8 protein-coding genes are annotated in these 10,590 nt (G+C 71.7%); 3 read left to right on the top strand and 5 right to left on the bottom strand.

What is annotated here, in order from left to right; genetic code table 11:
• The coding region (locus tag VGW35_03140) for an amino acid permease (protein ID HEV8306639.1) at positions 1-1,133 on the top strand (1,133 nt) is incomplete at its 5' end.
• Positions 1,134-1,246: 113 nt separating this feature from the next.
• Here VGW35_03140 and VGW35_03135 read toward each other — a convergent pair.
• Genes VGW35_03135 through VGW35_03120 form a run of 4 tightly spaced genes read right to left on the bottom strand, consistent with a single transcriptional unit; the run spans position 1,247 to position 5,366 of the window.
• Positions 1,247-2,245 carry an ABC transporter substrate-binding protein gene (locus VGW35_03135; protein HEV8306638.1) on the bottom strand — a complete coding sequence of 333 codons (999 nt, stop codon included), beginning with the start codon at positions 2,243-2,245 and terminating at the stop codon, positions 1,247-1,249.
• A gap of 17 nt (positions 2,246-2,262) precedes the next feature.
• Positions 2,263-3,588 (bottom strand): amidase, encoded by a 1,326-nt coding sequence (locus tag VGW35_03130; protein ID HEV8306637.1) that lies wholly within the window; start codon positions 3,586-3,588, stop codon positions 2,263-2,265.
• The gene (locus VGW35_03125) at positions 3,579-4,541 is read right to left on the bottom strand and encodes a DUF2877 domain-containing protein (GenBank protein HEV8306636.1); all 963 of its coding nucleotides are present in this window, start codon (positions 4,539-4,541) and stop codon (positions 3,579-3,581) included. Before VGW35_03125 ends, VGW35_03130 begins: the two co-directional genes overlap by 10 nt.
• Positions 4,542-4,592: 51 nt before the next feature.
• The gene (locus VGW35_03120; protein HEV8306635.1) at positions 4,593-5,366 is read right to left on the bottom strand and encodes a methyltransferase domain-containing protein; all 774 of its coding nucleotides are present in this window, start codon (positions 5,364-5,366) and stop codon (positions 4,593-4,595) included.
• 484 nt (positions 5,367-5,850) lie between these two features.
• On the opposite strand from VGW35_03120, the gene glmS reads away from it, so the two are divergent.
• Together glmS and VGW35_03110 are read left to right on the top strand one after the other, a co-directional pair.
• Positions 5,851-7,629 (top strand): glutamine--fructose-6-phosphate transaminase (isomerizing), encoded by a 1,779-nt coding sequence (gene glmS, locus VGW35_03115; protein ID HEV8306634.1) that lies wholly within the window; start codon positions 5,851-5,853, stop codon positions 7,627-7,629.
• A gap of 18 nt (positions 7,630-7,647) precedes the next feature.
• Positions 7,648-8,733 (top strand): transporter substrate-binding domain-containing protein, encoded by a 1,086-nt coding sequence (locus VGW35_03110; GenBank protein ID HEV8306633.1) that lies wholly within the window; start codon positions 7,648-7,650, stop codon positions 8,731-8,733.
• A gap of 45 nt (positions 8,734-8,778) precedes the next feature.
• Here the strand turns inward: VGW35_03110 and VGW35_03105 are convergent, their stop codons facing one another.
• Positions 8,779-10,368, bottom strand: coding sequence for a hypothetical protein (locus VGW35_03105; protein HEV8306632.1), 1,590 nt, complete (start codon positions 10,366-10,368; stop codon positions 8,779-8,781).
• Positions 10,369-10,590: the final 222 nt, after the last annotated feature.

The following is a 10,590-nucleotide window of genomic DNA, read 5'->3' as shown; positions in this document are numbered from 1 at the left end:
GCATCGAGGCGGTCTCGAACGGCGTCCCCGCCTTCCGGCCGCCCGAGGCGCGGAACGCGCGCCAGGTGCTGGTGATGCTCGGCACGATCCTGACCACGCTGTTCATCGGCATCACGTTTCTGGCCAACGCCTTCGGCCTGGTGCCGGCCGAGCAGGAGACGATCAACTCCCAGCTGGCGCGCCGGGTGTTCGGCGGGGGCGTTCTCTATTACTTCGTGCAGGCCATGACCATGCTGATCCTGGTGCTGGCGGCCAACACCAGCTTCGCGGATTTCCCGCGTCTGGCCTCCTTCATGGCCCGTGATCGCTTCATGCCCCGGCAGTTCGCCAGCCGCGGCGACCGGCTCGCGTTCTCCAACGGCATCATCATCCTGGCGGTGTTGAGCGCCGTCCTGCTCGTCATCTTCCGGGCCGAGACTCACGCCCTGATCCCGCTCTACGCCGTCGGCGTCTTCGTCTCCTTCACGCTGTCGCAAGCCGGAATGGTCCGGTTCTGGTTCCGCGCCCGTGGTCGTCGCTGGCTCAGGCGGGCGACGTTGAACGGCGCGGGAGCGGCCGCTACCGGGATCGTCACGCTGATCATCGCCGTCACCAAGTTCACGCACGGGGCCTGGATCGTCGTCCTGTTGATCCCGGGGCTGGTGCTCGTCTTCCTGGCGATCCACCGCCACTACGCGGACGTCGCCGGCCAGCTCTCGCTCGAGGGGGCCGACCCGCCGCCCCCGCCCGAGCACCACACGGTTCTCGTCCTGACCGGCGACCTCCACCGAGGCACGCTCCCGGCCCTCCGGTACGCGAAGACGCTGTCGCCCAGCGCCCGGGCCGTTTACGTGGAGTCGGACCCGGACTCAACCCGTCGTTTGGAGGAACGCTGGGGCAAGTGGGGGACCGGGGTGCCGCTGGTGGTCTTGCGCTCCCCCTACCGGTCGGTGGTGGGCGCGTTTCTCGAGTACCTCGACCACCTCCAGGAGCAGGCGCCGAACTCGCTCGTCACGGTCATCCTCCCGGAGTTCGTGCCGGCGCGCTGGTGGCAGCACTTGCTGCACAACCAGACGGCGTTGCTGATCAAGGGCGCGCTGCTGTTCCGGCGCGGGGTCATCGTGACAGACGTCCCCTATCACCTCGCCCGCTAGGGCATTTCGGGGGGTCTCGGAAGACCCCCCCGATTCCCCCCCCTCGGTTGCGGCGGCACAGCCGCCGCTCGGAGCGCTGCCCGACGCGGCGCGCGCTCGGAGCGGTACACCGATCAGCGGGGCCCGGCCGCGCGCTCGTAATGGGAGAGGTCGTAGTACCGGCTCGGGTCGGTCAGGTCCTTCTTCGGCCGGCCGTACTCGCTCCTGAGCTTGAGGACCGTCCGGATGCCCTCGACGTCCAGCCGCGCCGCCGGCTCGAAACCCCCCGCCGGGGCCAGCAGGACGTCGTACGTCTTGGCCGCCAGATCATGCGACATCCCGGGCACGTTCTTCTGGAGGAGCTGGAGCGCCGGGTCCCGGTGGCTCCGGTCGTAGAGCCAGGTGAGCCCCGCCCGGTACGCCCGGATGAACCCGCCGAGCTCGGTGGCATGGCCCTGGGCCCAGGAGCGGCGGGCCGCGCCCACCAGCCCCTGGTAGCGGCCGAGGACGTCCACGGCGTTGCCGAGCCGCCGGAACCCCAGCGACTCGGCGATGATCTCGAATGGCGTGATGAGCAGGGTGCCGGCGTGCTTCCGCTCCTTGAGCGCCTCCCAGCGCTGGAGGACGCCGCCGGCCCGCACCAGGGTGTAGTCGCCTTCCTTCAGGCCTCCGTGCTCCAGCATCTTGCGCAGGACGAAGGCGTAGCCGGTCGTCAGGGCGTCGACGGAGAGCTCTCGGCCCTTGAGGTCGGCATAGGCTCGAATGTCCGCCTGGACGATCAGGCGCAGGAAGCCGTTGTCGCCGCCCATGAAGGCGAAGAGGTCGGGGGTGCCCTGGACCGGCGCTTCCCCCTGCCCCTCCTGGTAGGCGATGACGTTGTCGATGGCCGTCATCCCGATGTCGAACTTTCCTTCGATCAGGTTCGTGAGCTGGAAGACGGAGGACGGGGTCGGGGTGAGCTGCACCTCGAGCCCTTCGCGGGCAAAGAGTCCCTGCTGCTGGGCGGCCCAGATCGGCCAGTTGAAGCCGCCGGGGAAGACGATCACCTTGAGGGGGACCGCCGCCTGCGCCGTCGCGCGGGCCGGGATGGCGAGGAGGATCAGCGTGGCCAGGACTCGCGCCAACGTTCCCATGGTGCCTCCTGTTCTTCCTACGCGGATCCGCGCTGCGCCAGCCATCGGGCGGTGCGCAGCAGCCGGCCGTCGTCGCCTCGGCGCCCGACGAGCTGGACGCCCATCGGCATGCCGGCGGCGTCGTGCAGCAGGGGCAGGCTGATCGCCGGCACGCCACAGAGCGTCCAGATGGTGCAGAAGATCGGGCTTCCCGTCGACTCGAGCCCGAGGGGCGCGGCGCCGGTGGTCACCGGCGCGAGGATGGCGTCGCAGGACTGGAAGATCGGATCGAGGGCCTCGTTGAGGCGCGGGATGCCCTCGAGCGCGCGGTTGTAGTCCACGGCCCGGCATTCGTGGCCGCGGTCGATCATGGCCCGGAGGACGGAGCTCAGCCGGTCTTTCCCCGTCGCGTACTCGCCCGCGAAGCTCTTCGCCAGGTCCGCCTCCATGATCGTGCGGTGCCAGCCGATCGCCTCGTCGAACATCGGCGGCAGCGCGACCTCCACGACCCGCGGGCCCAGACGCTCCACCAGGCGCGCGAGTGCCCGCCGGGTCTCGTCGTCGGCCCGGTCCCAGGCGGGCGTCCTGACGAAGGCGAGCCGGGGCTCCGTCGGCGGCTCGGCGGCCAGCCCCGCCAGGAGCCGCGCGTGGGCGCGCGGCCGCATGGCGGGATCCCGGCTGTCGAAGGCCATCAGCGATTCGGCCAGCAGCGCGACGTCCTCGACGCTTCGCCCGAAGACCCCGACCTGGTCCAGCGGCGGGGACTGGCCCAGCGCGCCGTGGCGGGAGATCAGCCCGTAGGTGGGCTTGTAGCCATAGACGCCGCAGTAGGACGCCGGCCGGAGCACGGACCCGTTGGTCTGAGAGCCGAGCGCCACCGGGACCATGAACGCGGCGACGGCCGCCGCCGACCCGCTCGAGGATCCGCCCGGCGTTCGCCGGGGGTCGTGGGGATTCGTGGTCTTGCCCGGAGAGTAGACGGCCAGCTCGGTGGTCACCGTCTTGCCCAGGACGATGGCGCCTGCCTGGCGGAGCAGTGACACCGCGGTGGCGTCCTCGGTGGGCTGGCGACCGGCATGGAGCACGGTCCCGTTCTCGGTCGGCATGTCAGCCGTGTCGAAGATGTCTTTCACGCCGACCGGCACCCCGTGGAGGGGGCCCAGCGCCTCGCCATCCCGTCGATGCTGATCCGCGCGCCGGGCCTGGCTCACCGCATAGTCGGGATCCAGGTACGCCCAGGCCCCGAGCTGCTCCTCGAGCTCGGCGATGCGGCCGAGACACGCCCGGACCAGCGCTTCCGCCGTCAGCGTGCCGGCGCGGACGGCGGCGGCGGCCTCGCCCGCGCTCAGCCGAGTCAGCTCCATCGCGACTCCCTCCCGGGCCTCGGGCTCGACATGACCGCGGCGACGACCGAGGCCCCGGCCAGCGCGTCCCAGCCCGACGTGTGCCCGACCGCCGCCAGAGCATCCAGACACGCATGGAGCTGCGGGAGGTCCGGCTCACACAGCGCCGCCAGCAGGGCGTGCAGCGCGGCCATGCCTTCGCCATCGGCGGCGCTGGCGAGATGCGCGAGGCTGATGCGATGCGTCCGGCTTCGCGCCCGCGGCAGCAGCCGATCGGCGAGTCGCTCGGCCGCGTCCGGCCGCCCGAAGGCCCGAAGCGCGATCATCGCGCCGCCGAGGAGGTCGTCGCCCGACGGCGTCAGGCCCGGCCCCAGCCCGATCAAGGACTCCAGCTCGGAGGGCGGCCCGGGAGTGGGCGGCCCGGCCTGGTCTCGGACCGATCGGAGCCATCCGGCCAGCGCCGTCACCGCCGGACCCGCCAGCTGGTCGAGGGGGCTCCGCGCGGCATCCGGGGGCGCCGCCCCCGCCGGGGCCAGCGTCGAGATGACCCGAGCCAGGCCGTCGGCCGGAGCGCAGGCCGCCGTCTCGGCCGCCACTGCCCGTACCGACGCGGCGACCACGTCCGGAGCCCAGTCGCCGGGCACCGGGACCGGACGCCACTCGCGCGCGCCGGCCAGCTCGAAGGCGAAGCACCCATCGACCCGAAAGGTCGTCCCATCCCACTCCGCCGCCGCTCCGGGTTCCAGGACGTCGGCCTCCCAGCCGGCCCCCTTGGGGAGGTCACAGATGACGTTGAGCGGCCCCGCCCCGATGGAGGCCGGGCCGAGGCAGATCAGCGACCCGTCGGGGCTGCCGCAGTACAGGCTCCGGCGAAACACCGCGACCACATCCCATCCGGAGGGCGTGGCCAGCGCCCGCCGGGCCGCCCGGCCGAGCAGCGTGGCGGCATACCGGCGGCCCGGCTTCCGATCCATGAAGAGCTCGGCGCGGGCTCCGAGACGCCCAGGCATACCCATGCCAGTGGTTCAGTCTTCGCGCGCCCTGGCCACCACGAAGAGGCGTCGAAACGGGAACAGCGTGAGTCCGTCCGAGCGTGGCGGGTAGGCGCGCCCGACCAGCTCGGCATAACACGCCTCGAAGCGGCTCCGCTCGGGCTCGTCGAGAGCGTCGAGCAACGGCCGGAGCCACGTGCCCTTGGTCCACTCCTTGACCGGGTGCTCGCCCTCGAGCACCTGGAGATACTCGGACTCCCAGATGTCGAGGGCGGCCGCCCGCGGGGCCAGCAGGTCGAAATAGACGGCCGGGTCGGCCACCGGCGCCGGCGTGATCAACGACTCGAGCTTCGTACGCCACGGTCCGCTCCGGACCGCGTCGGCGATGGCGGTGTGGGAGGGCGCGGAGAAATTGCGGGGCATCTGGACGGCGAGCACGCCACCCGGCGCCAGCGCCGAAAGGAGCGCCGGAAACAACCGGTGGTGGTCGCCGAGCCAGTGGAGGGCCGCGTTGGAGTAGATGACGTCGGCCGGTCGCGCCGGGCGCCAGGTCGCCAGGTCGGCCCGCTGCCAGACGATCTCCGGATCTCCCGCGGCCGCCTTCACCAGCATCTCGTGCGATTCGTCGACACCGGTGATGCGCGCGTTCGGCCACCGCGCCCTGAGCAGCCGGGTCACGTTGCCGGCGCCGGCTCCCAGGTCGTAGACCTCGGCCGGGTCGGCGACGTCGATCCGGTTCAACAGATCGATCGCCGGCCGCAAGCGATGGTCGGCGAACTTCAGGTACTGGGCCGGGTCCCAGGGCACGAGGCGCGTCCTTTCGCTGAGGAGCGGAAACAGCATACCTCAAACTCGGCGGGATGGGATTGCGCCCGGGGGCGAGACGCTGATACGATGGAATCAGACCGCTGATCGGGAAAGGGGTGGTGCGCGAGCGTGATCTGAGCGGGATCGAGGAGTCGCGCAGGATGAGCGCCTGGTCCGCCTGGCCGCAGGCGGATGACGAGGAAGGGACCGATCGAACCATTCGGCGGATGGTCCCTCGGCGGGCACGGTCGTGATGGGCAGAGCAAACCAGCGCGGCGACGCGCTGACAAAGGCTGCCCAGGGTGCCGGCGGGTCACGCTGACCCGCCTCTCGACTCCTCCTTGCCCTCTGTGATGCCGTCGGGGCTGCCCCCGCTGACGGGGGACGGCCGGACCCCGGCATCGCGCGCTCGGGAGCCGCGAGCGGGCCTGCTCGCGGCGGCGCCAGATTCCACGCACCCTCTCTCCCCGGGTGGAGGCGCGCCATGTGTGGAATCTTCGGCTACGCGGGCATCCAGCAGGACGCCGCGGGGATCGTGCTCCGCGCGCTCAAGAAGCTCGAGTATCGCGGCTACGACTCCTGGGGCGTGGGCGTCGCCCACGGCACCCAGGTTGTCATGGACAAGCGCGTCGGCAAGATCGGTGACGCGGTCGCGGAGCTTCCGGCCAGCGCCCTGGGCCTCGGGCACACGCGCTGGGCGACCCATGGCGGAGTGACCGAGCCCAATGCCCACCCCCACCTCGACTGCGCCGGGCGCCTCGCCCTCGTCCACAACGGCATCGTCACGAACTACCGAGAGCTGCGCGCCCCGCTGGCGCGGGCCGGCCACCGGTTCCGTTCCGAGACGGACACCGAGGTGGTCGCCCACCTGCTCGAGGACTGTCTGAACCAGACGCCGTCTGGCCCGGATCAGCTCCTGGCCGCCACGATCGCCGCCTTCCGCCAGCTTCGGGGGCTCAATGCCATCGCCGTCCTCGACGCGCGCGACGGCCGGCTCGCCGCCGCCAAGAGCGGCTCTCCCCTCGTGCTCGGCTGGAGCGAGCAGGGCAACATGCTCGCCTCGGACTACAGCGCCCTGCTCGAGCACACCCGCCGGGTGACCTTCGTCGAGGATCAGCAGGCGGTGCTGGTCAGCCGCGAGACCAACCGTCTCTTCGACGTGTCGACCGGCCGCGAGCTGGTGCCCGAGATCACGGAGGTCCAGTGGGAGGCGGCCGCCACCGAGCTGGCCGGATACCCGGACTACATGACCAAGGAGATCCACGAGCAGCCGGCGGTCTTGCGGCGCCTCGGGCAGAGCTGGGGGGAGCACGCGCGGCGGCTCGCGGCGATGCTGGCTGACGCGCGCGACGTCTTCGTCGTGGGCTGCGGCACAGCCGGCCACGCCGCGCTGGCTGCCCAGTACTTCCTCGCCCGGATCGCCGGCCGCCGCGTCACCTTCGCCACGGGGTCGGAGTTCTCGTACCTCGGCGACTTCGTCACCGCCGGATCGCTGGTGGTGGCCCTGTCCCAGAGCGGCGAAACCATCGACGTCATCGACTCGGTGCGGGCGGCGCGGCAGCGCGGGGCGCGCATCGCCGCCCTGGTCAATGTCGAGGGCTCCACGCTGTGGCGCCTGGCTGACTGCGCGGTGCCGCTGGGGGCCGGTCCCGAGCGCTGCGTCCTGGCCACCAAGAGCTTCACCGCGAAGCTGGCCGTCCTGCTGCTGACCGCCTACGAGCTGACCGGGCAGCTCGCGGCCGGAGCCGCGCTGGTGGAGGGCGCGGCCGACGAGATCGAGCGCCTGCTCGCCGACGACCGGCGAGACCTCATTCGCCGGATCGCCGAGGAGATCTACCTCCGCGACCACCTCTTCGTCATCGGGCGCGGCCCGAGCTATCCGCTCGCGCTCGAGGCGGCGCTGAAGGTGAAGGAGGTGAGCTACGTCCACGCCGAGGGCTTCGCCGGCGGCGAGCTGAAGCACGGCGTGATCGCGCTGATCGAGCCGGGCACGCCCTGCCTGGTGGTGGCTCCGCGCGACGAGACCCACGACGACATCATGGCGGGGGCGATGGAGGTGAAGGCCCGCGGCGCCATGCTCGTCGGCGTGTCGCCGGAGCCCCACGAGGCGTTCGACTATCACATCCCGGTGGCCGACCTCGGCCCGGCCACCGCCCTGGTCAACGCCGCGCCGGCTCAGCTGCTCGGCTATTACCTGGCGCTGCTGCGTGGCCACGACCCCGACAAGCCGCGCAACCTGGCCAAGAGCGTCACCGTGAAGTGAGTTACTCTAGACCGTGCCTTGACCCTCGGAAGACGCCTCCTCGCGGCATCCGCGCTCGTGCTCGCCGCCGCCTCGAGCGGCAGCGCGAGTGCCCAGACGCCGCCCGCCGCCCGGACGCTGACCGTCGGGGTGTTCTCGGCGCCGCCCTACACCATGAAGTCGGCGGGAGGGACGTGGCAGGGGATCGCCGTCGACCTCTGGGACGCGATCGCCCGCGAGCTCGGCCTCCAGTATCGATTCCAGGAGCTGGAGCCGGACGCGGCGCTGACCGGTGTCGAGGCCGGGGGGCTCGACGCGCTGGTGGGGCCCGTCGCCGTCACGCCGGAGCGGGAGCAGCGCGTCGACTTCAGCCACATGTTCTACACGACCGGCCTCGGCATCGCCGTGCCCCGGCGCCCGGAGGGCATTCGCTGGGCCAGCCTGGCCCGGGCCTTCCTCTCGCCGGCGTTCCTCGGCGCCCTGCTCGGGTGGCTGGCCCTCCTCGTCGCCGCCGGAGCGGTCACCTGGCTCCTGGAGCGGCAGCGGAATCCCAAGGACTTCGGCGGCGGCGCGGTCTCCGGCATCGGCGCCGGCGTGTGGTGGTCGGCCGTGACCTTCACCGGGGTCGGCTACGGAGACAAGATCCCCATGACGGTGGCCGGGCGGGTCGTCGCCGTCACCTGGATGCTGGTCAGCGTCGTCCTGGTGACGTTCTTCACCGGCTTCGTCTCGGCCCGGGTCGCGATCAGCCACTTCGAGCAGATCCGGACGGCGGCCGATCTGCGGAACTTCCGGGTGGCCGTCGTCGATGGCTCGCCGGCCGTGGAATACCTCCGTCGCCAGCGCGTCAAGGCACGGAGGTTCGCGCACCTGGCCGATGCGGTGCGGGCGCTCGCGCGAGAGGAGGTCGACGGCCTCGTCCACGGCGAGGCGGCCCTCAAGTACGAGATCCAGCGCGAGTTCAGCGGCGTCGTCAACGTCCTGCCCGACCTCCTGGAGCGCGAGTTCTACGCCTTTCCCCTGCCGACGGGCAGCCCGCTCCGCGAGAGCCTGAACGTGGCGCTCCTGAGGGTGACGACCCAGCCGGCCTGGCGCGACATCCAGTTCCGCTACCTCGGTCACTGACCTGAACTCGGAGGGGGTGTTCCGACACCCCCTCCGAGGTTCAGCTCAGGGGCGCCGGAACCGCTCGAGGTCGGTCAGGTCGCGGTCGTCCTTCCTGAACGAGAAGGCGTCGGGCTCGGCGAGCGGCGACGTCATCCCCGGGGACCAGACGTGGGGCGTCACGAAGACCATGACCTCCGCCCGGGTGGTCTCGGCCTGCTGTTTGGCCGCCAGCAGGTTCAGGAGCGGCACGTGGCGGAGCCACGGGAGCCCGGCGTTGCTGGTCGTCTGACGGTTCAGGGTGAGGCCGGCGATGATGATGCTCTGGCCGCTCTCCACCAGCATCGCGGTGTTGGCCTGATTCTTGTCCACCTCGGCCGCGATGTTGGGGCTGACCGAGGGAACGAACAGGGAATCCTGCACGCTGACGTCGAGCCGGACCATACCCTCCGGCAGCACGGTGGGGGTGATGTTCATGATGATGCCGGCCGAGATCCCGTTGGGCGTGACGACGGTAGCGCCGAACTGGGCCGACTGGACGATTACGTAGCGGTCACGCGTGATGTTGATGGCCGCGCTCTTCCCGCTGAGGGTGGCCAGGAACGGGCGTGAGATGAGCCGGGCCTTCTCGTGCTGGACCATGACGTCGATGAGCGCGGTGAAGGCGCGCCTGTTGGCGGCGCCGGCGGTGTAGGTGAAGGTCAGGGCCTTCTGGCCGACCAGGCCGATGGCCGTCGTGAGGGCGCTGATCTCTCCGCTGGCGAAGTTCTGCAGATCCGTGCCCAGCTGCTCCAGAGCGTCGGCGTCGAACTCGACAACCAACGCCTCGATCACGACGTGAGCCGGCTCGTGGTCGGCTTGGCGGAGGAGCCGGGCGGCCTTGCCCACCTCGTCGATGCCGCCGACCAGGGAGATGGCGTTGGTGTAGGGTTGCTGCCCGAAGGTGATGACGCGGGTGCCGGCCGGCTGGCTCAAGGGGTACAGGCCATCCAGGAACGCGGCGGCCGCCGCGGTATCCAGGTACCGGAGCGGAACCGTGATGCCCGTCCACGGCCGGGGCGCTCCCAGCCCGGGCGGCGCGAGTCCGGGGAGCAAGCCCGGGAGGATCGGCGCGCCCGGCGGGGCCGGAGGCGCGGCTGCCGCGGGCGGGCTCGGCGGCGCGGGGGTCGCCGGGGGGGCCGGCGCGGCCGAGGCGGCGGTTTCGCCCGGGCCCCCGGGACCGATGACCAGCACCGAGTCCTTGACGGCCGCGGACAGGCCGTGGGGCTCGAGCAGCCGATTGAGGGCCGGGAGGACCGGCAGGGCATCGAATCGGGCCGTCACCCGCGCCGCCGGCAGCGGGGCTTCGATCGAGTACGGCAGATCTCCGTCGTCCAGCACCCGGCGCACCACGGGCTCCAGCGGAGCCCGCTCGAGGTCGACGCTCACCGTGGACGCAAACAGCGACGGCCCCTTGCTCACCGCCAGCTTGCGGAACATCTGGCGCTCGCGGGCCTGCCGCCGCTCCTCCAGGAGCACGTTCTGCTTGCGGTACGCGTCGAGCACCGCCGCCAGATCCTTCGCTTCCCAGGTCGGCGTCGACACGCATCCGGCCAGGATGGCGGCCAGCAGAGCGCAGAGCGGGGCGGCGAGACGCGAGCGCTTGGCCACCGGCATGACGCTCCTTTCGGGTCGCGTCGGCGTGGACCGTTCCGGAGTGCCGGCGCGCGGCCGAGTGTAGGAGGAGTCGGGAGGCCTTGTCAAGAAGATGCGGGCGACGGAGCCGCCCGCCGGCCAGGCGCGTGTCGGAGTAACCCGGCGGCTCGCCCCGAGCGCGCGCCGCGTCGGGCAGCGCTCCGAGCGGCGGCTGTGCCGCCGCAACCGAGGGGGGGCATCTTC

It is taken from the genome of Candidatus Methylomirabilota bacterium, from assembly GCA_036005065.1.
Taxonomy (GTDB): domain Bacteria; phylum Methylomirabilota; class Methylomirabilia; order Rokubacteriales; family DASRDR01; genus DASYQW01.
Note: the sequence above shows the minus strand (reverse complement) of the source record. Positions and strands in the feature narration are given on the sequence as shown.